Source organism: Pseudomonas sp. D4002, from assembly GCF_013385665.1.
In the GTDB taxonomy this organism is placed as follows: Bacteria; Pseudomonadota; Gammaproteobacteria; order Pseudomonadales; family Pseudomonadaceae; genus Aquipseudomonas.
Map to the genome: position 1 here is coordinate 104,616 of NZ_JACAPN010000014.1, position 25,306 is coordinate 129,921.

Annotated in this window: 24 protein-coding genes and 1 pseudogene; 10 read left to right on the plus strand and 15 right to left on the minus strand. The window is 61.7% G+C overall.

What is annotated here, in order from left to right; translation table 11 throughout:
- The first annotated feature begins 98 nt into the window (after positions 1 to 98).
- The 4 genes from HX824_RS07640 to HX824_RS07655 all read left to right on the plus strand — a co-directional run bounded on the left by HX824_RS07640 (position 99) and on the right by HX824_RS07655 (position 4,532).
- Entirely contained in the window at positions 99 to 2,528 is a 2,430-nt protein-coding gene (locus tag HX824_RS07640; protein WP_177008823.1) for a TonB-dependent siderophore receptor, read from the plus strand.
- Positions 2,529 to 2,590: 62 nt separating this feature from the next.
- Positions 2,591 to 3,694 (plus strand): PepSY domain-containing protein, encoded by a 1,104-nt coding sequence (locus tag HX824_RS07645; RefSeq protein ID WP_003209218.1) that lies wholly within the window; start codon positions 2,591 to 2,593, stop codon positions 3,692 to 3,694.
- Positions 3,691 to 3,867 (plus strand): hypothetical protein, encoded by a 177-nt coding sequence (locus HX824_RS07650; protein WP_003209216.1) that lies wholly within the window; start codon positions 3,691 to 3,693, stop codon positions 3,865 to 3,867. The genes HX824_RS07645 and HX824_RS07650 overlap by 4 nt, the downstream gene beginning before the upstream one ends.
- A 35-nt stretch (positions 3,868 to 3,902) precedes the next feature.
- Positions 3,903 to 4,532, plus strand: a complete 630-nt coding sequence (locus HX824_RS07655) for a glutathione S-transferase (protein WP_003209214.1) — start codon at positions 3,903 to 3,905, stop codon at positions 4,530 to 4,532.
- Between the two features lie 201 nt (positions 4,533 to 4,733).
- On the opposite strand, the gene creD is transcribed toward HX824_RS07655, so the two are convergent.
- Genes creD through HX824_RS07675 form a run of 4 tightly spaced genes read right to left on the minus strand, consistent with a single transcriptional unit; the run spans position 4,734 to position 8,753 of the window.
- On the minus strand, positions 4,734 to 6,083 hold the full coding sequence (gene creD, locus HX824_RS07660) for a cell envelope integrity protein CreD (RefSeq protein WP_177054408.1): 1,350 nt from the start codon (positions 6,081 to 6,083) through the stop codon (positions 4,734 to 4,736).
- Between the two features lie 52 nt (positions 6,084 to 6,135).
- Entirely contained in the window at positions 6,136 to 7,575 is a 1,440-nt protein-coding gene (gene creC, locus HX824_RS07665) for a two-component system sensor histidine kinase CreC (protein ID WP_177054409.1), read from the minus strand.
- Positions 7,575 to 8,243 carry a two-component system response regulator CreB gene (gene creB, locus HX824_RS07670; protein WP_003209207.1) on the minus strand — a complete coding sequence of 223 codons (669 nt, stop codon included), beginning with the start codon at positions 8,241 to 8,243 and terminating at the stop codon, positions 7,575 to 7,577. Before creB ends, creC begins: the two co-directional genes overlap by 1 nt.
- Positions 8,244 to 8,252: 9 nt before the next feature.
- Positions 8,253 to 8,753 carry an ATP-dependent zinc protease gene (locus HX824_RS07675; RefSeq protein ID WP_003209205.1) on the minus strand — a complete coding sequence of 167 codons (501 nt, stop codon included), beginning with the start codon at positions 8,751 to 8,753 and terminating at the stop codon, positions 8,253 to 8,255.
- A gap of 173 nt (positions 8,754 to 8,926) precedes the next feature.
- On the opposite strand from HX824_RS07675, the gene HX824_RS07680 reads away from it, so the two are divergent.
- The gene (locus HX824_RS07680; protein ID WP_003209204.1) at positions 8,927 to 9,814 is read left to right on the plus strand and encodes an acyltransferase; all 888 of its coding nucleotides are present in this window, start codon (positions 8,927 to 8,929) and stop codon (positions 9,812 to 9,814) included.
- On the opposite strand, the gene HX824_RS07685 is transcribed toward HX824_RS07680, so the two are convergent.
- Positions 9,811 to 10,380 (minus strand): DUF2780 domain-containing protein, encoded by a 570-nt coding sequence (locus HX824_RS07685; protein ID WP_003209203.1) that lies wholly within the window; start codon positions 10,378 to 10,380, stop codon positions 9,811 to 9,813. The two genes, HX824_RS07680 and HX824_RS07685, sit on opposite strands and share 4 nt — an antisense overlap.
- A 153-nt stretch (positions 10,381 to 10,533) precedes the next feature.
- Here HX824_RS07685 and HX824_RS07690 point away from each other — a divergent pair, with 153 nt between their 5' ends.
- From HX824_RS07690 to HX824_RS07700, 3 genes are all read left to right on the plus strand, one after another.
- Positions 10,534 to 11,169 (plus strand): sigma-70 family RNA polymerase sigma factor, encoded by a 636-nt coding sequence (locus tag HX824_RS07690; protein WP_032899276.1) that lies wholly within the window; start codon positions 10,534 to 10,536, stop codon positions 11,167 to 11,169.
- Positions 11,166 to 11,843, plus strand: coding sequence for an anti-sigma factor domain-containing protein (locus tag HX824_RS07695; protein WP_177054410.1), 678 nt, complete (start codon positions 11,166 to 11,168; stop codon positions 11,841 to 11,843). Before HX824_RS07690 ends, HX824_RS07695 begins: the two co-directional genes overlap by 4 nt.
- A gap of 84 nt (positions 11,844 to 11,927) precedes the next feature.
- The gene (locus HX824_RS07700) at positions 11,928 to 12,386 is read left to right on the plus strand and encodes an anti-sigma factor domain-containing protein (RefSeq protein WP_177054411.1); all 459 of its coding nucleotides are present in this window, start codon (positions 11,928 to 11,930) and stop codon (positions 12,384 to 12,386) included.
- Between the two features lie 65 nt (positions 12,387 to 12,451).
- Here HX824_RS07700 and fdhA read toward each other — a convergent pair whose 3' ends face one another.
- From fdhA to HX824_RS07740, 9 genes and pseudogenes are all read right to left on the minus strand, one after another.
- Positions 12,452 to 13,651: a formaldehyde dehydrogenase, glutathione-independent gene (fdhA, locus tag HX824_RS07705; RefSeq protein ID WP_003209194.1), complete on the minus strand. Its 1,200-nt coding sequence runs from the start codon at positions 13,649 to 13,651 to the stop codon at positions 12,452 to 12,454.
- A gap of 194 nt (positions 13,652 to 13,845) precedes the next feature.
- Positions 13,846 to 14,703 (minus strand): formyltetrahydrofolate deformylase, encoded by an 858-nt coding sequence (purU, locus tag HX824_RS07710; RefSeq protein ID WP_003209192.1) that lies wholly within the window; start codon positions 14,701 to 14,703, stop codon positions 13,846 to 13,848.
- 120 nt (positions 14,704 to 14,823) lie between these two features.
- A complete protein-coding gene (locus HX824_RS07715; RefSeq protein ID WP_102604381.1) occupies positions 14,824 to 15,456 on the minus strand; it encodes a sarcosine oxidase subunit gamma in 633 nt (210 codons plus the stop codon).
- A 132-nt stretch (positions 15,457 to 15,588) separates the two neighbouring features.
- Entirely contained in the window at positions 15,589 to 18,606 is a 3,018-nt protein-coding gene (locus HX824_RS07720) for a sarcosine oxidase subunit alpha (RefSeq protein WP_102604380.1), read from the minus strand.
- Positions 18,603 to 18,905, minus strand: coding sequence for a sarcosine oxidase subunit delta (locus HX824_RS07725; RefSeq protein ID WP_003209187.1), 303 nt, complete (start codon positions 18,903 to 18,905; stop codon positions 18,603 to 18,605). The genes HX824_RS07720 and HX824_RS07725 overlap by 4 nt, the downstream gene beginning before the upstream one ends.
- 15 nt (positions 18,906 to 18,920) lie before the next feature.
- The gene (locus HX824_RS07730; protein WP_003209185.1) at positions 18,921 to 20,171 is read right to left on the minus strand and encodes a sarcosine oxidase subunit beta; all 1,251 of its coding nucleotides are present in this window, start codon (positions 20,169 to 20,171) and stop codon (positions 18,921 to 18,923) included.
- A gap of 22 nt (positions 20,172 to 20,193) precedes the next feature.
- Entirely contained in the window at positions 20,194 to 21,447 is a 1,254-nt protein-coding gene (gene glyA, locus HX824_RS07735; RefSeq protein WP_008434333.1) for a serine hydroxymethyltransferase, read from the minus strand.
- Between the two features lie 154 nt (positions 21,448 to 21,601).
- A pseudogene (locus HX824_RS32505) lies at positions 21,602 to 21,688 on the minus strand (outer membrane lipoprotein carrier protein LolA); the annotation flags it as partial.
- An 18-nt stretch (positions 21,689 to 21,706) separates the two neighbouring features.
- Positions 21,707 to 22,435 carry a TraX family protein gene (locus tag HX824_RS07740; RefSeq protein ID WP_177054412.1) on the minus strand — a complete coding sequence of 243 codons (729 nt, stop codon included), beginning with the start codon at positions 22,433 to 22,435 and terminating at the stop codon, positions 21,707 to 21,709.
- 90 nt (positions 22,436 to 22,525) lie between these two features.
- Here HX824_RS07740 and HX824_RS07745 point away from each other — a divergent pair, with 90 nt between their 5' ends.
- Together HX824_RS07745 and HX824_RS07750 are read left to right on the plus strand one after the other, a co-directional pair.
- Complete coding sequence (locus HX824_RS07745) at positions 22,526 to 23,566, plus strand: low specificity L-threonine aldolase (RefSeq protein WP_010167499.1); 1,041 nt, start codon at positions 22,526 to 22,528, stop codon at positions 23,564 to 23,566.
- A 182-nt stretch (positions 23,567 to 23,748) separates the two neighbouring features.
- Positions 23,749 to 23,949 carry a hypothetical protein gene (locus HX824_RS07750; RefSeq protein WP_003209176.1) on the plus strand — a complete coding sequence of 67 codons (201 nt, stop codon included), beginning with the start codon at positions 23,749 to 23,751 and terminating at the stop codon, positions 23,947 to 23,949.
- Between the two features lie 122 nt (positions 23,950 to 24,071).
- On the opposite strand, the gene gbcB is transcribed toward HX824_RS07750, so the two are convergent.
- Positions 24,072 to 25,172: a glycine-betaine demethylase subunit GbcB gene (gbcB, locus tag HX824_RS07755; protein ID WP_003216947.1), complete on the minus strand. Its 1,101-nt coding sequence runs from the start codon at positions 25,170 to 25,172 to the stop codon at positions 24,072 to 24,074.
- Positions 25,173 to 25,306: the final 134 nt, after the last annotated feature.

The following is a 25,306-nucleotide window of genomic DNA, read 5'->3' on the forward strand; positions in this document are numbered from 1 at the left end:
ACCCACTAATAGAAATTATTTTCATCGAGCCCTATCACTTTTTGCATCTCGCTCGGCACATAGGCAATTGAGAAATATTTCCATTCAGGAGCCGCCCTATGTCCCGCACGCTAGACACCTTGTTGCGCCCCAGCCTGTTGGCCGTGGCCATTGCCCTCAGCGCTCCGCTGGCCAGCACCCAGTTGCTCGCCGCCGAACAAGCGTCCAGTGTGCGCGCCTACAATCTGCCGGCAGCGTCGCTGGCCACCACCCTGAACCAGATCGCCAGCCAGGCCGGTTTGGCGCTGACGCTGAACCCGGGGTTGGCAGCGGGCAAGACTTCCGCGCCGGTAAAAGGGCAATTCGATGCACAAGGCGCATTGCGTGAAGCGTTGCGCGGGACCGGGCTGCAACTGGAGCAAAGCAGTGCAGGCACGTTCAGCCTGGTAGCGATCCCGGATGGGGTCGTGGCATTGCCGGAGACCAGCATTACCGGCCAGGCCGACGCGGAAAGCGCATGGGGGCCGGTTGACGGTTACCTGGCGACCCGCACCGCTGCCGGCACCAAGACCGATACCGCACTGGTCGAAGCCCCGCGTTCGATTTCCGTCGCCACTCGCCAGCAAATGCAGGACCGCAACGTCCAGAACCTGGATGACGCCGTCAAATACATGCCCGGTATCGTGTCCGCAAGCTACGGCAGTGACACCCGCTACGACTGGATGCGTGTACGCGGCTTCGAACCCACCCAGTTCCTCGACGGCCTGCCGCTGCCACGCGGCGTGTATGCCAACCCGAAAGCCGAAACCTGGAACCTCGACCGCCTTGCGCTGCTGCGTGGGCCGGCCTCGTCGGTCTACGGCCAGACGCCACCGGGTGGCCTGCTGGATATGGTCAGCCGACGTCCAAGTGCCGAGTCGAGCAATGCCATCCAGGTGCAGTACGGCAGCGACAACTACCGCCAGATCAACTTCGCCAGCACCGGCAAGATCGATGATGAAGGCCAGTTTCTCTACGGCCTCAGCGGTGTGGTGCGCGACGCCGGCACCCAGGTCGATCACATCGACAACAAGCGCTACAACATCGCCCCCAGCCTGACCTGGAATATTGATACCGACACCAAGCTGACGTTCCTGTCGCAGTTCACCCGCGACGATACCGGCGCCACCAGTCAGTTCCTGCCCATTGTCGGCACCAAGATCAAATCGCCGCTGGGGGACATCTCTCATCACAAGAACCTCGGCGACCCGGACTACGAGTACTACGACCGCACCTACTACGCGCTGGGCTACGCCTTCGAGCATCGCTTCAACGATACCTGGCAGTTCAAGCAGAACCTGCGTTACACCAAGTCGGAGCTGGCTTTCCAGCAACTGACCGTGGGTTCCTACGGTTACTCGACCATTGATGCCGAGGGCAATACCAGCCGCTCGTCGACCAACGTGGACGAAAACATCGGCCAGTTCGCCGTCGACAACAATTTCCAGGCTGACTTCGCCACCGGTGATATCACCCACACGCTGTTGCTCGGCCTGGATCACCAGCGCACCGACACCTCGTACCTGTCGATCTTCGGTGACGGCGGCACAGTCAACCTCTACAACCCCGTCAACACCAAGCCGGTGGTGCGTCCGGCGCGCTCCACCGCTTATTACGACTACAACCAGAAAACCATCCAGACTGGCCTTTACGCCCAGGACCAGATGGCCCTGGACAAGTGGCGCCTGACCCTCGGCGGGCGTGAAGACTGGGTGCACCAAGGCACCACCTACTTCAACAAAAACGATGCAACCAATACCGACCGCAGCAAGAACTTCAGTGGCAACGCCGCGCTGAGCTATGTGTTCGATTCGGGCTTCGTTCCGTACCTCTCCTACGCCGAATCGTTCCAGCCAGCGAGTAACGCCAGCGTCTCGCCAACCGAGTCGTACAAACCCACCGAAGGCAAGCAATGGGAATTGGGGGTCAAGTACCAGCCACCCGGCTCAAATACCCTGCTGAGCGCCGCGGTGTACGACCTGACCCAAAAGAACGTGCTGGTTACCAGCTTCGGCGCCGGTGGCCAGTCGATCACCGACCAGACCGGCGAAGTGAAGGTCAAGGGCCTGGAATTGGAAGCCGTCTCTGACGTGACCGAGAACCTTAAGGTCATCGCTGCATACACCCTGGCCAAATCCGAAGTGCAAAAAGGCCAATACAAAGGCAACCGCCTGCAACTGATGCCAAACCAGCAAGCCTCACTGTGGACCGACTACACCTGGCACGCCGGTGTGCTCGACGGTTTCGGCATTGGCGCGGGTGCCCGCTACACCGGCAATACCTATGGCGACCAGGGCAACACCTGGCTGGGCAAGGCCAATGCCTACACCGTGTTCGATGCCTCCGTGCATTACGACCTCGGCCGCCTGGACAACAGCCTCAAGGGGGCTTCGGTGAAACTGAATGCCACCAACCTGTTCGACAAGGACTACATTTCCACCTGCGATGCTTCCTACTGCTACTACGGCGACCAACGCAGCGTCGTCGCCAGTGCCACCTACCAGTGGTAATCGGCTGAGTTAACAACCGGGCCGCCCCCGTGGGCGGCTTCGGTGTGTCTGAAGGCTAGAAAATGAAAAGCAAAACCATCCGCCGCTGGTCCTTCATCCACACCTGGACCAGCCTCGTCTGCACCGTATTCCTGCTGCTGCTCGCCCTCACCGGCCTGCCGTTGATCTTCCACCACGAGATCGACCACCTGCTGGGCAACGAACCCGAGCTGGCACAGATGCCCGCCGATACCCCACAGCTGAACCTCGAACAGCTTGTTGCCAAAGCCCAGGCCCATCGCCCCGGCGAAGCCATGCAATACCTGGCCTGGGACGAAGACGACAAGAACGGCGTGATCGCGATCATGGCCGCCACCGCCGGCACCGAACCCAATTCCTCCCACACCTTCATGCTCGACGCCCGCACCGGCGAGGCCGTGGAAACGCCTTCGGCCAACGGCGGGCTGACGATGTTCCTGCTGCGCCTGCACGTCGATATGTTCGCCGGGCTGCCGGGCAAGTTGCTGCTGGCGTTCATGGGCATTCTGTTTGTGCTGGCGATCATCTCCGGCACGGTGTTGTACCTGCCGTTCATGCGCCGGCTGAAATTCGCCACCGTGCGCCAGGACAAATCCACGCGCCTGCGCTGGCTCGACCTGCACAACCTGATCGGCGTGGTCACCCTGACCTGGGCGCTGGTAGTGGGCGTGACCGGCGTGATCAGCGCCTGCGCCGACCTGATCATCGCCGCGTGGCGCACCGACAGCCTCAGCGCAATGATCGAGCCTTACAAAAACGCCCCGCCGCTGACCCTGCGCGCCCCCGCCACCGACCTGCTGACGATTGCCGCCAAGGCCGCGCCCGGGATGGAGCCGGACTTTATCGCGTTCCCCGGCACGCGTTTCTCCAGCGAGCATCACTACGCGGTGTTCATGAAAGGCAGCACCCACCTGACTTCACACCTGCTGACGCCGGTATTGATCGACGCCAGCAACCTGCACGTCACCGCCATCGCCGAACGGCCGTGGTACATGGACGCCATGGGCATGTCCCAGCCGCTGCACTTTGGTGACTACGGCGGCATGCCGATGAAGATCCTGTGGGCGGTGCTGGATGTGCTGACCATCATCGTCCTGGGCAGTGGCGTGTACCTGTGGCTGGTGCGGCGCAAGGCGGCCAAGTCATGAAGCCGAGGCAATCGAGTTTCTGGAAGGTATTCGGCATTCCGCTGGCCATCGGGTTGTTGAGTGCTGCCGGATTGTTTGCGGCATTGCTGGGGGACGGCTTGTGGGATTCGCTGAGCTGGGTGGGGCTGGGCATTCCGGCCGCCATAGGTAGCTGGGCGTTGCTCAAGCGTTGAGATAGATTAGCGCTGCCCTTTTCCGAGGAATGCCCATGTCCACCCCCAGCATGACGTTGTTCCACAACCCTGCCTCGCCGTTTGTGCGCAAAGTACGGGTGTTGTTGCACGAGACCGGTCAACTGGACCGCGTGACCTTGCACGCCTGCGTGCCGACGCCGGTCAAGCCCGACGCCGATGTAATCCTGGACAACGCGCTGGGCAAGATCCCCGCCCTGCGCCTGGCCGACGGCAATGCGCTGCACGACAGCCGGGTGATCCTCGATTACCTCGACTACCAACACACCGGGACTCCACTGATCCCCCGTAACGGCCCGGCCCGCTGGCGGCGCCTGACCCTGGCCTCGACCGCCGACGGCATCATGGATGCCGCCGTACTGGTGCGTTATGAAACCGCCATGCGCCCCGAGGAAAAACATTGGGACCTGTGGCTGGAAGGCCAGCGCGACAAGATCCGCCGCGCCCTCGACATGCTCGAACAGGACGCCATCGCCGAACTGGCCGGGCCGTTTGACGTGGCCGCGATCAGCGTGGCGTGTGCACTGGCTTATCTGGACTTCCGCCACCCGGACATGCAGTGGCGGTCGAGCCATCCGAAGCTGGCGGCGTGGTATGCCGAGGTGAGTCAGCGGCCGTCGATGCTCCAGACCCAGCCACCGGCCTAACCTGCTGCAAGGGTTCTTTTGTGGTGAGGGAGCTTGCTCCCGCTGGAGTGCGAAGCGCTCCCAAGATTTTTGGGGCCGCTGCGCAGCCCAGCGGGAGCAAGCTCCCTCGCCACAAAAAGCTCCCGGGCTTCGGGAAACAGTGCGTTGATCCGCATCATCAACGTTGCTCCTACCTGCTGATCTTCCCGCAACCCCAACGACCTACTCATCACCCATCTCCTTGCGCTTGCCCACCCCATACCAATCCAGCTTGCGGGTCAGCACCATCACCGTGCCCAGCAACCCGAACAGCAGCAACGAGCCCATCAACAACGCGTAATCCTCGGCACTCAGCAACCCGTACAGCAAGCCATACAACGCCGCCAACCCTGCTGAAAACCCCAGGCCATGGGCGACACTGCGCAGCACATGGCAGACGTAAAACCCGATCAGCAACACACAGGCCGCCGCCGATATCAGGTACGCCGGGCCAAACCCGATGTGCTCGGACAATGACAACAACAGCAAATAGAAAAACGCCAGGGCAACCCCCACCAACGCGTACTGGATCGGGTGCACCGCCAGGCTCTTGAGCACCTCGAACAGGAAGAAACCGGCAAACGTCAGGGCAATGAACAGCAGCGCATATTTGATCGCCCGATCGCTCTTGAGGTACTGGTCCACCGGGTCGATAAAGCTCACGCCGAAGCTGCGGCTGTTGAAGTCGTCACAGCCGCGCTCGGCCAGGCAGCCGCGCAGTGCTTCTTCCAGGTTGGTGGAGAAGAATGTGGTCTGCCAATTGGCGCTGAAGCCTTGGGCGGTGACCTCGCGCTGTGTCGGCAGGAAGTTGCCGATAAAGCTCGGGTGCGGCCAGTTGGACGCCAGCTTGACCTGGCTGGTCTTGCCCACCGGCACCACTTGCAGCTGCTCGGTGCCTTGCAGGCGCAGGTCAAAGGCGAAGTCAAAAGGTGACGGATTCTGGCTGTCCTGCTCGGGCAGCATCACGTGCACACCCTCCCCCAGCCAAGCCACTTGAGTGCCCGGGGAAAACGCCAGTTGCTGGCTGCCCAGCTCCAGCTTCAACGCATTTTCGATGCCGCGAATGTCGCTGATACCCACTGCCAGATACGCCGGCTCAAAGCGGTAATCGGCAAAGTTTTCCGTGATGCCCCACTGCTCCGGCAACACAAACCGCCCACTGATACGGCTGTCGGCGTGGAACAACCGTGCCTGGTAAATGCCCCGGGCCCGCACTTCGGTTTGCACCTGCCCGTCGAGGGCAAATTGCTCCGGCAGGAAATACAGATGACCACGCACCTCGCGGGTTTCTTCGTAGCGTTCGTTGAGCTTTTCATTGAGCTTCCACTCCCGGACGGTCTTGCGATAAGGCACCACCAGCACCGGGCCATTGAGGCGCTGGCTGTAGCTGGAACTGCGGGCGATATCCTGCAAGACGTCGTCGCGCAGTTGCTGACGGTCGGTAATCACCCCGTGGATCATCAGCAACGGAATCAACAACAGCACGATCAGCAGCGCGATGGCGCCCAATTTGAAAAGCAGATTGCGGTTCATGAAGCTCTCCCTGTTTTGATGGGGGAGAGTCTGGCGGGCGCTTAAGGGGGATTTATGAAGGGAATGTGGAGACTGTGTGGAGATGCAGTTTTACCTGCACGCCGCCGGGCACGTTGCCGATCTGCAATGAGCCGCCGTGCAGCTTCATCACCTCTTCGACAAAATTCAGCCCAAGGCCGGTGCTCTTGCGCCCGCTGGCCGGGCGCGGCAGGGAATAGAAGCGCTCGCTCAGGCGCGGCAACGCGTACTCGGGAATGGCGTCGGCCTGGTTGAACAGGGTGAATTCGATCCCGTCATCCAAGGCCTTGGCGCTGAACCGCAATGTGCCACCGGGCGGTGTGAAATCCAGTGCGTTTTCCAGCAGGTTACCCAGTGCCTGGCGCAGCAGGAACGGCTCGCCGTACACCTGCAGATCCGCGTCAATCGCCTGCTCGACCTGCAACCCGGCGCCTTCAATGCGCGCACATTGAGCCTTGAGCACTTCGTCCACCAGCGCCGCCAACGACAGGCTGGCCTGGTCCTCAAGGCCCTGGCGCTGCTCCACCTGCGCCAGGTTCAGCAGGCGTTCGATCAACTGCTGCAAGCGCGCACTTTCGCTGTCGATATTGCTCACGAAACGCTGCTGCTGGTCACGGGACATGTCGCCCTGCAACAGCTCCGCCGCACCACGAATCGCCGCCAATGGGCTTTTCAGTTCGTGGGTCAGGGTGTGCACATAACGCTCGACGTACGCCTTGCCTTCCAGCTGGGTGCGCATGTGTTCCACGGCGGTGGACAACTGCTCCAGTTCACCACCGCGATAGTGCGGCAACTCGGCACGCCGGCCTTCACTCACCGCCTGGGCATACGCCGTCAGCCGGCGCAGTGCGACACTCAACCACCACGACAACAGCGCACCAAACAGCAAGCCCAGGGCGACCAGCCCGGCGCCGTACCACAGCAGCCGGTCTTCGGTGCGGTCCACATAGGGTTGCAGTGAACTGTTGGGCTTGGCCACCGTGACTACGCCGATGATCTGCCCGTTATCGCGGATCGGCGCGCCGACGTGCATCACCGACGAGGCCGGGTCGTCCAGTTCGCTACGGGTCGAGCGCGCACCGTATTCGCCGCGCAGGGTCAGGTACACGTCATTCCACTTCGAATAGTCCTCGCCCACCGCCTCGCCGCTGGAGTCCAGCAGCACAATGCCCTTGGCGTCGGTGACGTAGATGCGGTGGTTGACCTGGTTTTTCGGCAGGCCCCAGATATTCGCGCCGGGCTGACGCTCACCGTAGGCCTTGAGCAGTTCGGGCCAGTGGCTCTGGCCGAGGGTGCCGTTCTTCACATCGCTGCGCAGGATTTCCGCCAGCAGGTTGGCGGTGTCTACCAGGGTTTCTTCGGTGGACTGGCGCACACCGGGGCGGATTTCCTTCATCACGGTGCTGAGTACGAAGTAGCCGGTCAGGCCGATAAACAGCGCATAGACCAGGAAGAACCGGATCCCCAGGCGCATCAGCTGTTGCCCGGGCTGTAGCTGTAGCCAAGGCCGCGATGGGTCTGGATGGGCTCCGCCTCGGGCGCCACCGCGCGCAATTTGCTGCGCACGCTTTTGATGTGGCTGTCGATATTGCGCTCGTAGCCTGCGTCCGCCGCCACGCCCACCGCATCCAGCAGTTGCTCGCGGCTGAACACGCGCTCGGGTTGCTCCAACAGGCTGTGCAGCAGACGGAATTCATGGCGAGTGAGGCTCAGGGGCTGGCCGCGATAACTGATCTGCATGCGCTCCAGGTCCACCTGGAACACCGCCGGAGCAGCACCGGGGCCCACGCGCTTGAGAATGGCCCGTACCCGCGCTGCCACTTCCCGCGGGCTGAACGGCTTGACTACATAGTCGTCAGCGCCGATCTCAAGACCCACCACGCGGTCGATCTCACCGTCCCGGGCGCTGAGGAACATCACCGGTACTTCGCTGAAACGCCGCAGTTGCTTGCAGGTTTCGAAGCCGGTGATATCCGGCAGGCCGATGTCGAGGATGACCAGGTCCGCCGGGGTTTGCCGCTGATGGGCCAACGCCGCCTGGCCGAGGCTCAACCAGGTGGTGGTGAAGCCCTCGCCTTGCAGGGCGAAAATCAGCGTGTCAGCGATAGCCGCTTCGTCTTCGACAATCAGGATATGCGCCATGGTGTTCCGTCAGCAGTCCGGTTTGTCCGCAGTGTAACGGCGGGCCGGGTTTACCGCAGCGCCGAATTCACGCAGGGCCTTGGCGCCGATCAGCAGCGGGTAGTTGAAGCTGCTGCGGTCGGTGAGGTTGACCTCGACAGTGCGCTTGACGTTGCCCAGGCACATTTCCAGGTCGATCACCGGGCGCTTGGCCACGGTGGCTTCGTCCTTGTCGTCATCTTCGTCGGCGCGGCTCTTGATTTTGCTGATGCGCGAAACCTTGTGCTCGTACACCTTGTTGGTGGCGTCCTTGCCGCCGAGGCGGAAGCGTACCCAGTCGTCGCCATCACGGGTGAAGGTCTCGATGTCCCGGGCCGACAGCGAGGCGGTCAGCGCGCCGGTGTCCATCTTGGCCTTGAAGGTCTCACCGATTTCCGGCAGTTGGATGTATTCGTAGCGACCATAAAGGGTCGGCTCGGCGGCCATGACAGGCAAGGCCACCAGCGTTAGCAGGGCAAGGATGGATTTCACGTAGGAGGTTTCCTTGAAATAAGTGGGCCAATTCTAGACTGCAAATTCGCTGCTTAGTTAGATCACAGAGCATACCCAGCCCGCTGTGAAACATTCGTAAGCTTATTTGCGATTTGGTCTCCAGGCCCAAGCTGCTTATCATGGCGGGCCAAAAATGATTCCAAGAGTTACTTATGCGCCGCCTGCTCACCGGCTGTTTCGTCACATTGCTGCTGTTGCTCAACACCCTGGTGCTGTTCGGGCCGCTGATGGTGTTTGCCCTGCTCAAGTTGGTGGCCCCCGGTCGCTTTCGTGACTATGCCTCCTGGGCCGTCATGTGGATCGCCGAAACCTGGGCCGAGATCGACAAGCTGATCTTCGCCCTGTGCATTCCTACCCAATGGGACATTCGCGGAGGCGGCGACCTGCGGGGTGACACTTCTTACCTGGTGATCAGCAACCATCAATCCTGGGTCGACATCCCCGCACTGATCCAGGCCCTCAACCGGCGCACGCCGTTCTTCAAGTTCTTCCTGAAAAAGGAACTGATCTGGGTACCCTTCCTGGGCCTGGCCTGGTGGGCGCTGGATTACCCGTTCATGAAGCGCTACAGCAAGGCGTTCCTGGCCAAGCACCCTGAACTGGCAGGCCAGGACCTGAAGATCACCAAAGAGGCCTGCGAGTTGTTCAAGCGCCAGCCGGTCACCGTGGTGAACTACCTGGAAGGCACGCGGTTCACCCCGGCCAAGCGCAAACAGCAGGCTTCACCCTTCGAACGTCTGCTCAAACCCAAGGCGGGTGGCGTGGCGTTCGTGCTCGCCGCGTTGGGTGAACAGCTGGATGCGGTGCTCGACGTCACCGTGGTTTATCCACAGGAAAACATTCCGGGCTTCTGGGACTTGATCAGTGGTGCGGTGCCGAAGGTGATCGTGGATATCCGTACCCGAGAGCTGGATCCGGCGTTGTGGCAGGGGGATTACGAGAACGATCCGGCGTTTCGCCAGACCGTCCAGAACTGGGTCAACCAGCTCTGGATGGAGAAGGATGCGCGCATCGCCCAACTGCGCGCGGAGCGGCCTTAGCCGCCAGTGCCCCAGGCCGAAGCCAGTTTGCCCAGCACCGATTCGCTGGCGCCCTGGCCGCCCAGGTATTTCAGGATAACCGGCGCAAACTGGCCCACCATCCCACTGTCCATGCCCAGCGCGCTGAACGCGGTGTTCAGGTCGTTGGTGTTCTTCACGTTACCCAACACGCCGTCCAGGCCCGAGGTCTTGCTGCCGCCGCTCTGGCCGAGCATGCCGCTCAGGGCGCCGAGGCTGCCCAGGGAGTTGCTGCCGGAGAGCTTGTCCAGGCCCGGTACGCTTTTGGTCAGTTGCGAGTAATCACCGCCGCCCAATTTATTCTTGGCCAGGCCCAGCATTGCGCCGGTACCGCCGACGGCCTGCTCCGGGGTCACGTTCAATTGCGAGGTCAGTGCCTGCAGCAGACCAGCGGTCTGTGAAGTGGGTGCAGCCGCTGCTGCCTTGTCGCCACCTTGTGCACCGGACACGGCATTGGCCACGTCGCCGAGGCTGAAACCTGCCGCAAATACCGGGCTGGCCGCCACGGTCAACAGGCAGGACAGGGCAAAACCGCGTGAAATCTTCATCAAGACAACCTCTGAAAGTAAGCGCAAAAAGCAGGAGTTTGACTGGGTACGCCGAAGGATTGTTCCCTCCCTGCAGATTAGTTCAGAAAACCACTGCATCCGATGCGCCTTGCGCTGCGTATATCCACCACGAGCCGCACGGAGGTAGATGGAATGAATGCCCAAGCTGGACTAACCTCAGCCTGCCCTCTTTACCGTGCGCCGTCCCATCGCTCTGTTGCAAGCGCCTGGAGAAGCCCTATTTCGACCCACGATGCAGATCAGCTACGGCAATTGCTGGCCCAGTGTTCACTGGGTAATCGCCAGGCGTTCGAAACGCTCTATCGCAGCGTTTCCCCGCGTTTGCATGGTGTTGCCTTGCGTTTCATGGGTCGCAAGGATCTGGCCGAGGAGGTGTTGCAGGAAAGCTTCGTGCGCATCTGGTACAACGCCTCACGCTATGAGGCCCATCTGTCGGCGCCCATGACCTGGATGGTCAATATCACCCGCAACCTGGCGATCGACCAGTTGCGCAAACACCGCGAACAACCCTTGAACGAAGGCCAGGAGGACGCCACGGCCGACGAAAGCCCCAGCGCCCATGAACAGCTCGACAGCGAGCGTGAAGCCCTCGCCCTGAACCGCTGCCTCGACAGCCTCGAAGGCATGCAGCGCCAGTCGATCACCGTGGCCTACTTCCAGGGCCTGTCGTGCTCGGAATTGGCCGAACATCTGGCCGCGCCCCTGGGCTCGGTCAAATCCTGGATTCGCCGCGGCATGGAGCGCTTGCGTAGGTGCCTTGAATCATGAACTACCAGACCACCGCCCTGCGCCGCGCCCTGGCGGCTGACTACGCCATCGGGCTGATGCCTGCCACCGCCCGCCGGCGCTTTGAAGCGCTGCTGCGGGATGACGCGGCGCTGCGCGTCGAACTCGGGCACTGGCAGGATGCCCTCGCCAGCCTCACCGGGCCGCTGCCTGAACGGCCGGTGCCGGACCACGTATGGGAAGGGATCAAGGCGCGCATTGAGCCGCAAGTGCTGCATATGCCGGCGAAGAAACCGTTCTGGATGAACCTGCGCTTGCTGGTAGCGGCGTGCGGGGTGGTGATCGCGGTATTGGTGGGTGTGTTGTACCAGCGCGACCTTGGGGTGGAGTACAACGCCACGCTGGTGGCGGCCAATCAACAGCCCGCGCTGAAGATCCAGGCCTATGCGGATCATCTGCAAGTGGAACCGCTGACCCTGGCGGCTGTGGAGCCGGCCCGCGCGTTGGAACTGTGGGCAATCCCGGCGGACGGCAAACCCATCTCCCTGGGGTTGTTGCCGGTGTCGGGTAACGGCCGAATCCAGTTGAGCAAAGAACACCAGGCGCTGCTGACGGCGCCGCTGACCCTGGCAGTGAGCCTTGAGCCTCAGGGGGGCTCGCCGACCGGACAACCCACCGGGCCGGTGCTGTATCAGGGCCAATTGGCATCACTCTGATCCGAGGCTCAATACGACGGATGAGGAACCGATCGCCGTTAACTGGGTCCATGAAAGACTACAAAACATGTCAGGAAGAGCCTAATGACTGCGATCAACCCCCAAGTGATTGAGCACAAGCCTTCATTCTGGAACCGCCCACGCCTGTTCGTCGGCGCCTGTTTGGTGATAGTGGCAGGCGTCGGCGGCGCCCTCTACACCCAGGACAGCGTCAAGGCTGCCGCATTGCTGGTGAACACCACCCAGCAACCGGCCACGCAAATCGTGGCCCACAAGGATTACCTCGAAGTGCAGCCGATTGCCGCCACCGCACCGGCTCCGGATCAAAGCCTGGAACTGTGGGCCGTCCCGGCTGACGGCATGCCAGTGTCGCTGGGCCTGCTGCCGGAAGACGGCAAAGGCATTATCGGCATCAACCCTCGCCAGCAGGAGTCGATCAGCAAGCCGGTGACACTGATGGTCAGTTCGGAAACCAAGGGTGGCTCGGTGAGCAAGCAGCCGACGGGGCCAACGGTGTATCAGGGGGCTTTGGCGATTCGCTGATTCTCCCACCCAACCGCAGATGCAAAAAAGGCGACCCTGAGGTCGCCTTTTTATTTGCCCGCGATTTAAGCCGCGCTGAACAACTTGTGCGGATCAATCACAAACTTCTTCGGCACGCCCGCATCGAACTCGCCGTACCCGCGTGGCGCGTCATCCAGGCTGATGACTTCCACACCGACGATGTCGGCAATGTTGATACGGTCCCACATGATCGCCTGCATCAACTGGCGGTTGTACTTCATCACTGGGGTTTGCCCGGTGTGGAAGCTGTGGGACTTGGCCCAGCCCAGGCCGAAACGAATGCTCAGGCTGCCCATTTTTGCAGCGGCATCCACGGCACCCGGGTCTTCTGTCACGTACAGGCCCGGAATACCGATTTTGCCAGCCACCCGCACCACGCCCATCAACGAGTTGAGCACGGTGGCCGGAGCCTCTGCCTTGGCCCCTTCATGACCATGGCCACGCGCTTCGAAACCCACGGCATCGACGGCGCAATCCACTTCCGGCTCGCCCAGCAACGCAGCGATTTGTTCGTGCAGCGGGGTGTCTTTCGACAGGTCGGCAATTTCAAAACCCTGGGCCTTGGCGTGGGCCAGGCGGATCGGGTTGACGTCACCGATGATCACCACCGCAGCGCCCAGCAGGCGAGCGGAGGCGGCAGCTGCCAGGCCCACAGGCCCGGCACCGGCGATGTAGACCGTGCTGCCCGGGCCAACGCCCGCAGTGACTGCGCCGTGGTAGCCGGTGGGCAGGATGTCGGAGAGGCAGGTCAGGTCGCGGATTTTCTCCATGGCCTTGTCGCGGTCCGGCAGTTTCAACAGGTTGAAGTCGGCGTAAGGCACCAGCACGTATTCGGCCTGGCCGCCAGTCCAGTCGCCCATGTCGACATAGCCGTAGGCGCCACCGGCACGGGCCGGGTTGACGGTCAGGCACACGCCGGTGTGCTGCTCTTTGCAGGAACGGCAACGGCCGCATGCGACGTTGAACGGCACCGACACCAGGTCGCCGATCTTCAGGTTCTCGACGTCGCTGCCCTTCTCGATCACTTCGCCGGTGATTTCGTGGCCCAGGACCAGGCCGGTCTGGGCAGTGGTGCGGCCGCGCACCATGTGTTGGTCGGAGCCGCAGATGTTGGTGGAGACCACGCGCAGGATGACGCCGTGCTCAATCTTCCTGCCACGGGGGTCCTGCATTTTGGGATAGTCGATTTTCTGTACTTCGACCTTGCCGTTGCCGAGATACACGACACCACGATTACCAGACATGCTTTCACCTCGCTGTTGTTTTTATGGAACCGCGTTGCCCAGGCAGGCAGCGCGTTTAAGTGCTCGGGTACAGATGCTGTTTTTGCGTTGTTAGTAAGGGCCTCTTCGCGAGCAAGCCCGCTCCCACAGTTGACCGAGTCCTACCTTTGAAATGCGGTCGAATGTGGGAGCGGGCTTGCTCGCGAAGGCGTCCATCAGAGCACCACTGTCCGATTGGCGTTCAAGAACACCCGCCGCTCAATGTGATACCCCACGGCCCGGGCCAGGGTCAGGCCTTCGATATCCCGTCCCTTGGCAATCAAATCTTCCGGATAGTGACTGTGGTCCACCACCTCCACGCCCTGGGCGATGATCGGGCCTTCGTCCAAATCGTTATTGATGTAATGCGCAGTAGCGCCCACCAGTTTCACCCCCTTGTTGTAAGCCTGGTGATACGGCTTGGCGCCCTTGAAACCGGGCAGCAGGGAGTGGTGGATGTTGATGGCCTTACCGTCGAGCTTGCGGCACAGCTCCGGCGACAGCACTTGCATGTAGCGCGCAAGGATCACCAACTCGGCGCCGGATTCCTCGATCACCTGCCACACCTGGCGCTCTTGCGACGGCTTGTCGTTGGGGTCCAGGGGAAAGTGGTAATAGGGAATCTGGTGCCAGTCGGCCAGGGGCTTGAGGTCGGGGTGGTTGGAGACCACGGCGACCACGTCCATGGACAGTTGGCCGATGCGCTGGCGGTAGAGCAAATCGTTGAGGCAGTGATCGGCCTTGGAGACCATGATCACCACTTTCGGCCGGTAGTTCGGCGCGGTCAGTTCGAAGATCATGCCGAAGGCTTCGCCACGGGTGGCCAGGCCATCGCGGAAGGCTTGTTCGTCGAAACCATCGGGCTGGCGGAACTCCACGCGGATGAAGAACCGGCCCGAGAGCCGGTCATCGAAGGAGTGGTGCTCAGTGACGTAGCAGCCCTGCTCGAACAGGTAGCGAGTGACCGCGTCCACCGTGCCGAGCACGCTGGGGCAGTCGGCGGTCAAAATCCATGTATCGGGTACGCGGCTCATTATTCGTGACTCCTTGATCGTTCCCACGCTCTGCGTGGGAACGCCGCAATGGACGCTCTGCGTCCGCTCTTGGGACGCGGAGCGTCCCGGGATGCATTCCCACGCGGAGCGTGGGAACGATCAGGCCTGGACGCTTAAACCATACTCAGCCGCCGCATCCTGCAACCACAGCCACCAGTAATCCGAGAAGCTGCGACGAATCACCAGCTCCCAGGTGTCTTCAGCAGTATGGCGAATCACCAATTGCGACTTGGCGAACACCGTGCCCACCGCCTTGCCCACCGGGAAGCTGTTGGGGTGCACGTCGTAGCTGGTGGATTTCATCAGCACATCGCGCACGTTGGGGCCGCTGAGTTCGAGAATCTGCTGGCCGCCGCTGACGTTGACGACCTGGATATGCAAATCACCCAGCGCCTCACGCAAGCTTTTCTCGGCGGCGAATTCCTCACCGCCTGGCACTACCAGCAACCACTCATCCGGACCGAGCCATTGCAGGCTGGTCTCACCCTTGACGATGACTTGCAGGGCACCGGGCAATTCGATACCCAAGGCTTTGTGCACACCGGCGGCGAAGGCTGCGTCATGGCCATCGCCACGAATGGTCAGGTGGCCCAGCAGTTTCTTTTCACGCACGGTCACGCCGGCATTCTTGCGACCCTTGCCTACCAGGCTGGCGAGGTCGGCATGGTGCAGCGACGACTCGGCCTTGGCTCCGGAGGTGGGGCGTTGTTGGTAAACATTGGCTGCTGTCATAAAGCACCTGTGTTGAATTTGATCGTTCCCACGCTCTGCGTGGGAATGCCGCCATGGACGCTCTGCGTCCGCTCTTGGGGCGCAGAGCGCCCCGGGATGCATTCCCACGCGGAGCGTGGGAACGATCAGGTGTCAGATGTTCTGGCGATCGCCTTTAGGGTCGAAGAACACCGAAGAAACAATCTCCGCCTCGATCACGCTGCCATCCGCCAGCGGTGCAAACACCCGCTCGCCGATGCGCTTCAAGCCGCCCTTCACCACGCCCATGGCAAACGAATAACCGAGGGAGTTATGGGCATAACTGGAGGTGACGTGGCCGACCATCTTCATCGGGATCGTCTGCTTGGCGTCGAACACCAACTGCGCGCCTTCCGGCAGCCACACGTTCGGGTCGATCGGCTTGAGTCCGACAAGCTGCTTGCGGTCTTCACGCACGCAATCCTCGCGATTCATCCCGCGCCAGCCGAGCCACGAGAACGGTTTGGTGCGGCCTACACACCAGCCCATGTTCAGGTCGTCCGGGGTCATCGAGCCGTCGGTATCCTGGCCAACGATGATGAAACCCTTCTCGGCCCGCAGCACGTGCATGGTTTCGGTGCCGTACGGGGTCAGGTTGTACTGCTTGCCGGCCTCGACGATTTTCTCGAGCACGCCCATGGCGTAGTCGGCCTGCACGTTGACTTCGTACGACAGCTCACCGGTAAACGAAATCCGAAACACCCGCGCCGGCACGCCGCCAACCAGGCCTTCTTTCCAGGTCATGAACGGGAAGCCGTCCTTGTCCAGGTCGATGTCGGTGACTTCGCTCAGCAGTTTGCGGCTGTTGGGGCCGGACAAGGTCATGGTTGCCCAGTGGTCGGTGACCGAGGTGAAGTACACCTTGAGGTCCGGCCATTCGGTCTGCTGGTAGATTTCCAGCCACTGGAGTACGCGTGCTGCGCCGCCGGTGGTGGTGGTCATCAGGAAGTGGTTGTCGGCGAGGCAGGCAGTCACGCCGTCGTCGAAGACCATGCCGTCTTCCTTGCACATCAGGCCGTAGCGGGCCTTGCCCACGTCGAGCTTGGTCCAGGCGTTGCTGTAGATGCGGTTGAGGAACTCGCGGGCATCCGGGCCCTGGATGTCGATCTTGCCGAGGGTGGACGCGTCCAGCAGGCCGACGCTGTCACGCACGGCCAGGCATTCGCGCTTCACTGCGGCGTGCAGGTCTTCACCGTTGCGCGGGAAATACCATGGGCGTTTCCACTGGCCGACGTCCTCAAACTCGGCGCCGTTTTTCACGTGCCAGGCTTGCAGCGCGGTGTAGCGCACCGGCTCGAAGATGTGCCCACAGTGCCGGCCTGCTACCGCGCCGAAGGTTACCGGCGTGTAGTTGGGACGGAACATGGTAGTGCCCATCTGCGGGATGGTCACATTCAGCGAACGGGCCGCGATGGCCAGGCCGTTGACGTTGCCGAGCTTGCCCTGGTCAGTGCCGAAGCCCAGTGCGGTGTAGCGCTTGACGTGCTCCACCGACTCGAAACCCTCGCGAGTGGCGAGTTCGATGGCGGCCGCGGTGACGTCATTCTGCAGGTCGACAAATTGCTTCGGCGCCCGTGCGGTAGCTTTCTCGTGAGGTACCTGGAACAGCGCCAGGGTCGGTTCTTCCAGACGGCTCAAGGCTTTGGGCAGCGTACCTTCCACCGGCGCAAACCCGGCTTCGCTGGCAGCGCGCACGCCACCTTCAAAACCGTCGGCCAGGGAATCGCCGAGGCCGTAGACGCCATTGATGCCACCGACGCACACGCGTTTCTGCGGTGCTTCGCCCGGTACAAAACCGAGGATGTCTTCACGCCAGGTCGGCTTGCCGCCCAGGTGCGAGGCCAGGTGGACCACCGGGCTGTAGCCGCCGGAGCTGGCGACCAGGTCGCACTCCAGCCACTCGCCGGGGCTGGTGACTTTATGAGCTTTGACATCGATGGCCGCAACACGGGCGCCAGTGACGTGCTTGCTGCCACGGGCCTCGATCACGGCGCTGCCGGTGAGGATGCGAATGCCTTTGGCGCGAGCTTCTTCAACCAGTGCGCCGCGTGGGTTATGACGTGCATCGGCCACTGCAACTACGGAAAGACCGGCGTCAAACCAGTCCAGCGCCACGCGGTAGGCGTGATCGTTGTTGGTCGACAGCACCAGTTTTTTGCCCGGCGCCACGCCGTAGCGGCGCACATAAGTCGAGACCGCACCGGCCAGCATGTTGCCCGGCACGTCGTTGTTGCCGTACACCAGCGGACGCTCGCAAGCACCGGTGGCCAACACGACACGCTTGGCGCGAACCCGGTGGATACGCTGACGCACCTGGCCGATCGGCGCACGGTCACCGAGGTGGTCGGTGAGGCGTTCGTGAATGGTCAGGAAGTTATGGTCGTGGTAACCGTTGACGGTGGCGCGAGGCAGCAGCACCACGTCCGGCAGGGCCTTGAGTTCAGCAATCACACTGGCAACCCATTCAGCCGCCGGCTTGCCATCGAGGCTTTCGCGGGAATCCAGCAAGGAGCCGCCGAACTCTTCCTGTTCGTCCGCGATGATCACCCGGGCGCCACTGCGGGCAGCCGCCAACGCAGCCGCCAGGCCGGCAGGGCCCGCGCCCACAATCAGCACGTCGCAATGACGGTTCATGTAGTCGTAGGTGTCCGGATCGTTCTCGGTCGGCGAGCGGCCTAAACCTGCAGCCTTACGGATGTACTTCTCGTAAGTCATCCAGAACGATTGCGGGTACATGAAGGTTTTGTAGTAGAAACCCGGCGGCATCAGCTTGCCGCCGACCTTGCCGAGAATGCCCATCATGTCGTTGTTCACGCTCGGCCAGCCGTTGGTGCTGGTGGCGACCAAACCCTGGTACAGCGCCTGCTGCGTGGCGCGCACGTTGGGGATTTGCGTGGCTTCGGTGGCGCCGATCTGCAGCACCGCGTTCGGCTCTTCGGCACCGGCGGCGAAGATGCCGCGCGGGCGGGAATACTTGAAGCTGCGACCGATGATGTCGACGCCGTTGGCCAGCAGCGCAGCGGCCAATGTGTCGCCTTCAAAGCCTTTGTAGCTCTGGCCGTTGAAGGTGAAGCTCAGGGCTTTGTTGCGGTCGATCCGGCCACCGTTGGACAGGCGATTGATCTGGCTCATACCTTCTCTCCAGAAGCCTTGGCGGTGAATTGCGGCTTGGTGCCTATCTTGTAGGTTTCAAGAATTTCGTAGGTCACGGTGTCGCGGGTCGCGTTGAAATACTGGCGGCAACCGGCAGCGTGAATCCACAGTTCGTGGTGCAGGCCGCGCGGGTTGTCGCGAAAGAACATGTAGTCGCCCCACTCCTCGTCGGTGCAGGTGTTCGGGTCCAGTGGGCGCGGGATGTGCGCTTGGCCGGAGGCGTGGAATTCCTCTTCGGAGCGCAGTTCGCCACAGTGAGGACAGAAGATATGCAACATAGGGAATTTCTCCTGTTAGTGGGCGACGGCCGCAGCGCCGTGTTCGTCGATCAGCGCGCCGTTGTGGAAACGGTCGATGGAGAATGGAGCTGCCAATGGGTGCATTTCACCCTTGGCGAGGCTCGCGGCAAATACGTTGCCTGAGCCTGGAGTCGCTTTAAAACCACCGGTGCCCCAACCGCAGTTGAAGAACATGTTCGGGACCGGGGTCTTGGAGATGATCGGGCAGGCATCCGGCGTGGTGTCGACGATGCCGCCCCACTGGCGGTTCATGCGCACGCGGGACAGCACCGGGAACATCTCGACGATGGCCTGGATGGTGTGCTCGATCACCGGGTACGAGCCGCGCTGGCCATAGCCGTTGTAGCCGTCGATACCGGCGCCGATCACCAGGTCGCCCTTGTCGGACTGGCTGATGTAACCGTGCACGGCGTTGGACATGATCACGCTGTCGATAATCGGTTTGATCGGCTCCGACACCAGTGCTTGCAGCGGGTGGGATTCGATCGGCAGGCGGAAGCCCGCGAGCGAAGCCATGTGGCCGGAGTTACCCGCCGTCACCACGCCGACGCGCTTGGCACCGATGAAGCCTTTGTTGGTTTCCACGCCGATGCACACACCGTTTTCCTTGCGGAAACCGATCACTTCGGTCTGCTGGATCAGGTCCACGCCCAGTGCGTCAGCGGCGCGGGCAAAGCCCCAGGCCACGGCATCGTGACGGGCCACGCCGCCGCGACGTTGCACGGTGGCGCCCATGACCGGGTAGCGGGTGTTTTTCGAGCAGTCGAGGTAAGGGATCTCGTCGGCCACCTGCTTGGCGTTGAGCAGTTCGCCGTCCACACCGTTGAGGCGGTTGGCGCTGACGCGACGCTCGGAGTCACGGATATCCTGCAGGGTGTGGCACAGGTTGTAGACGCCACGCTGGGAGAACATCACGTTGTAGTTCAAATCCTGGGACAAACCTTCCCAGAGTTTCATCGCGTGTTCGTAAAGGTGCGCCGACTCGTCCCACAGGTAGTTGGACCGCACGATGGTGGTGTTGCGCGCGGTGTTACCGCCGCCCAGCCAGCCTTTCTCGACCACCGCCACATTAGTGATGCCGTGTTCCTTGGCCAGGTAGTAAGCCGTCGCCAGACCATGCCCGCCGCCGCCGACGATGACCACGTCGTAGACCTTTTTCGGGGTGGGCGTGCGCCACATCTTCTGCCAGTTTTCGTGGTGGCTGAGTGAGTGCTTGAAGAGGCCGAAGCCCGAGTAGCGTTGCATAGTCATTACTCCAAAACCGCGCTCAGCGATAAACCGGGAAATCAGCGCACAGGGCGGCCACATGCTTGGCGACGTTGGCCTCCACATCGGCGTCGCCGAGGTTGTCGAGGATGTCGCAGATCCAGCCGGCCAACTCCAGGCATTGGGTCACTTTGAAGCCGCGTGTGGTCACCGCCGGCGTGCCGATACGCAGGCCCGAGGTCACGAAGGGCGACTGCGGGTCGTTGGGCACGGCGTTCTTGTTGACGGTGATGTGAGCGCGACCGAGGGCGGCGTCCGCATCTTTGCCGGTGAGGCCCTGACGGATCAGGCTGACCAGGAACAGGTGGTTATCGGTGCCGCCGGACACTACATCGTAGCCGCGTTTGATAAACACGCCGGCCATGGCCTGGGCGTTGTCGATCACTTGCTGTTGATAGGCCTTGAAACCTGGTTCCTGGGCTTCCTTGAAGCACACCGCCTTGCCGGCGATCACGTGCATCAGCGGGCCGCCCTGGGCGCCCGGGAATACCGCAGAGTTGAGTTTCTTTTCAATTTCTTCGTTGGACTTGGCCAGGATCAACCCGCCACGTGGACCGCGCAGGGTCTTGTGGGTGGTGGTGGTGACCACATCGGCGTAGGGCAGCGGGTTCGGGTACAGACCGGCGGCCACCAGGCCGGCGACGTGGGCCATGTCGACGAACAGCAGCGCACCGACCTTGTCGGCGATCTGGCGAAAGCGCGGGAAATCCAGGGTCTTGGAGTAGGCGGAAAAACCCGCCACGATCATCTTCGGCTTGTGCTCCACGGCCAGGCGCTCGACCTCGTCGTAGTCGATCAGCCCGGTGTTGGTGTCGATGCCGTATTGCACCGCGTTGTACAGCTTGCCCGAGGACGACACTTTGGCGCCGTGGGTCAGGTGGCCGCCGTGGGCCAGGCTCATGCCGAGGATGGTGTCGCCGGCGTTCAACAGCGCCAGGTACACCGCACTGTTGGCGGACGAACCGGAGTGCGGCTGCACGTTGGCGTAATCGGCACCGAACAGCTGCTTGGCACGCTCGATGGCGAGCACTTCGACCTTGTCCACGTGCTCGCAGCCGCCGTAGTAACGCTTGCCCGGGTAACCTTCGGCGTACTTGTTGGTGAGGCCGCTGCCCTGGGCTTCCATGACACGCTTGCTGGTGTAGTTCTCTGACGCGATCAGCTCGATATGATCTTCCTGGCGCTGCTCCTCGGCATTCATGGCCGCCAGCAGTGCATCGTCATAACCCTGGATCTGGTCTTGCTTGCTGAACATCGCGTCTCTCCCAGCGGCGGCGGTGCGCCAATCGTATTGTTGGGGCCGCCGCACGACGGAGGGGCCCTTTGATGCGATGGTAGGGCTGGCGCAGAGAGGTCAAATGCCTATGGACGCCACGCAAAGGTGCGTTTACGACATGGCCCCCGGCATTTGTAGGAGCGAGCTTGCTCGCGAAAAACCTGAGGGCGCCGCGCGCATCCAGACAGCCCTCGTAATCGTTGACGTTTTTCGCGAGCAAGCTCGCTCCTACAAGGGGTTAGGCGATGATCTTTCGAAGGAGTAGCAGCAGCAGGAAATGCGCCGGATAAAGCGCATACGCCCAGCGCCGCATGGCCGGTGGCGATACCTGCCCGGCATGTCGCAACAAGACCAATCCGGCCAGCGGCGCAATCAGGCATGTCGCCAATCCCAGCATCGCCACCAGCGTGCCGCTGTCGAGCAGGATCTGCCATTGGTTGGCAACCAGGCACACCACACCCGGCAGCACACTGAAATACCACGGCCGGCAAAACACCAGCAGCATCGCCAACGGCAGCAGCACACCAAAAAAACCGAACATCAACTGAGCCGAAAACAACCCCGCCAAAACCAGCGCGATCAACGCCAATCCTCGATCAATAACCGTCTTCTGCTGCCATCCCCGGGCAACCAGCAAACCCAGCGCCAGGGTCGGCAGTACGTTCAGCGTGTCGGCGTCGTCGATGAACATCCGGTACGGCACCTCACTGATCACACTGAACAGCAGCAACCAGCCCAGATAGCGCCACTGCCCCGTCACCGGCGCGCCCTTGACCCGATGCAGATTCGCCGCGATCGCCAGGCAAAACCACGGGAACGCCAGGCGCCCCGGCACATACAGCCCGTCCAGGCTCAAACCGACATACCGCAGGTGGTCCAGCACCATACTCAGCAGCGCCAGCCACTTGAGCAGGTCCAGGGCGCCATCGCGAACGCGGCTTACAGGAACGCTTTCAGAACCGTGCATAATTCCCCAATGACTTTGCATTAACAGTGCGTGCGCCCGCCCGACAATCTTGGGTAAAGTGCGCACCAACATCGACCACAGGACTGGGCCATGACCGACAAGAGCCAACAATTCGCCAGCGACAACTATTCCGGCATCTGCCCGGAAGCCTGGGCCGCCATGGAACTCGCCAACCAGGGCCATCAACGCGCCTATGGCGATGATGAATGGACCCACCGCGCCGCCGACGGTTTCCGCAAACTGTTCGAAACCGACTGCGAAGTGTTCTTCGCCTTCAATGGCACCGCAGCCAACTCCCTGGCGCTGTCCTCCTTGTGCCAGAGCTACCATAGCGTGATTTGCTCGGAAACCGCCCACGTCGAAACCGACGAATGCGGCGCGCCGGAGTTTTTCTCCAACGGTTCCAAGCTGCTCACCGCCCGCACCGAAAACGGCAAGCTGACCCCGGAGTCGATCCGCGAGATCGCCCTCAAGCGCCAGGACATTCACTACCCGAAACCCCGCGTCGTGACCCTGACCCAGGCCACCGAAGTCGGCAGCGTCTACACCCCGGAAGAAATCCGCGCCATCAGCGTCACCTGCAAGGAACTGGGGCTGAACCTGCACATGGACGGCGCACGCTTCTCCAACGCCTGCGCATTCCTCGGCTGCTCGCCGGCCGACCTGACCTGGAAAGCCGGCGTCGACGTGCTGTGCTTTGGTGGCACCAAGAACGGCATGGCCGTGGGTGAAGCGATCCTGTTCTTCAACCACAAGCTGGCCGAAGACTTCGACTACCGCTGCAAACAAGCCGGGCAGCTTGCCTCAAAGATGCGCTTCCTCTCCGCCCCGTGGGTGGGCCTGCTGGAAAACGACGCCTGGCTCAAACACGCCCGCCACGCCAACCACTGTGCACAATTGCTCAGCAGCCTGGTGGCGGATATCCCGGGTGTGGAGTTGATGTTCCCGGTGCAGGCCAACGGCGTGTTCCTGCAACTGTCGGAACCGGCAATTGCCGCGCTGACGGCCAAGGGCTGGCGCTTCTACACCTTCATCGGTAAAGGCGGCGCGCGGTTCATGTGCGCGTGGGATACCGAGGAAGAGCGTGTAAGAGAATTAGCCGCAGATATTCGGGAAGTAATGAGCGCCTGAAGTAGGCATCAGCCCCTCAGATAATGGCGAAAGGCCGAGACTGTTTTTTGATATTTCTGACAGCAACCAACTCAGCTTTCATTGACTAGCCTCTTGGAACCCGAAAGGAAAAGGCCGCCTTTCGGGACTAACCGCCAGCCGAATAATCGGCCGGAAACGGAAATCCAGCAGAGGGCAATACCATGGAAGCGCAACGCTACGGAAACAACTTACTAGGCGAAGGCACTATCAGCACCACCGTCATCGACTGGGACGAATTCAGAAAATCCGCGAAAATCGGTGACACCATCAGCGAACCGACGAGGACATTGCGGATCACTGACAAGGTCTATGAACTGACAGCATCCGGCCAGCACTTCGTCGTGCATATCTATGCCCAATAACCTCTAACTGATCGTTCCCACGCTCTGCGTGGGAATGCAGCCCGTGACGCTCCGCGTCACACAGCGGGACGGGACGCGGAGCGTCCAAAGAGGCATTCCCACGCGGAGCGTGGGAACGATCATTAGAACTCGATGCGCACATCACCCTTCGGCACGCTGCAGCACGACAGGATGTAACCCTCGGCTTCGTCTTCCTCGGTGATCCCGCCGTTGTGGTCCATCTCGACCTCCCCGCCCAGCTTCAGCACCTTGCACGTCCCGCAGATCCCCATGCCGCAGGCTTTCGGAATCAGCAGGCCAAGCTTGGCTGCCGCTGCGTGAACGGTCTCGCCCGGTGCCACGCGGATGCTCTTGCCAGAGGCAATGAATTCCACCTGATGCAGGTCCGCCAGGTCGATTTCCGGCGCATCCGCCGCTTGTTCGGCTTGCTCCACCGCGTCGGCCCGGGCTTCCGGTGGCGTCGCGCCGAAGGATTCTTCGTGATAACGCGCCATGTCGAAGCCGGCGGCTTCCAGCAGGCGCTTTACCGCGTTCATGTAAGGCGTCGGGCCGCAGCAGAAGACTTCCCGCTCCAGGAAGTCCGGCACCATCAGTTCGAGCATCTTGTGGTTCAGGTAACCGCGATAACCGGCCCAGGGCTCACCCAGGCCGTGTTTTTCGCAAATCAGGTGCAGGCTGAAGTTATCAATCCGCGACGCCATATGCTCCAGCTCGCGGTGGTAAATGATGTCCTTTGGCGAGCGGGCGCTGTGGATAAACGTCATGTCGACGTTGGCGTTGGTGTCGTAGAACCAGCGCGCCATGGACATCACCGGGGTAATACCGACACCACCACTGAGGTACAGCACTTTCGGGCTCGGGAAGTCGATGGCATTGAACAACCCCACCGGCCCGTGCACCGCCAGCTCCTGGCCTTCGTGCAGCGTGTCATGCAACCAGTTGGACACCTTGCCGCCCGGCACGCGCTTGATGGTCACCGAAAAGCTGTAAGGCACCGACGGCGAACTGGAAATAGTGTACGAACGCATGATCGGCTGGCCGTCGATTTCCAGCTCCAGGGTGACGAACTGCCCGGGCTTGAAAAAGAACAGGATCGGCTGGTCGGCCATAAAGCAGAAGGTGCGCACGTCCCAGGTTTCCTGGATGACTTTGACGCAACGGACGATGTGCCGACCATTGGCCCAGGTCTGGGTTGTTACCGGGTTCAGGAAGCTGTTGGACATGCTGTTCTCCATAGCCGTGTGATCGGCCTTATGGTGGCGATTCTGCGTAACGCGAGAACCACCCATTTACCTATCTGCGACATTCACATACTTATCGCGACCAGCCCCCATACCACGGGGGTTGCGCGTCGGGA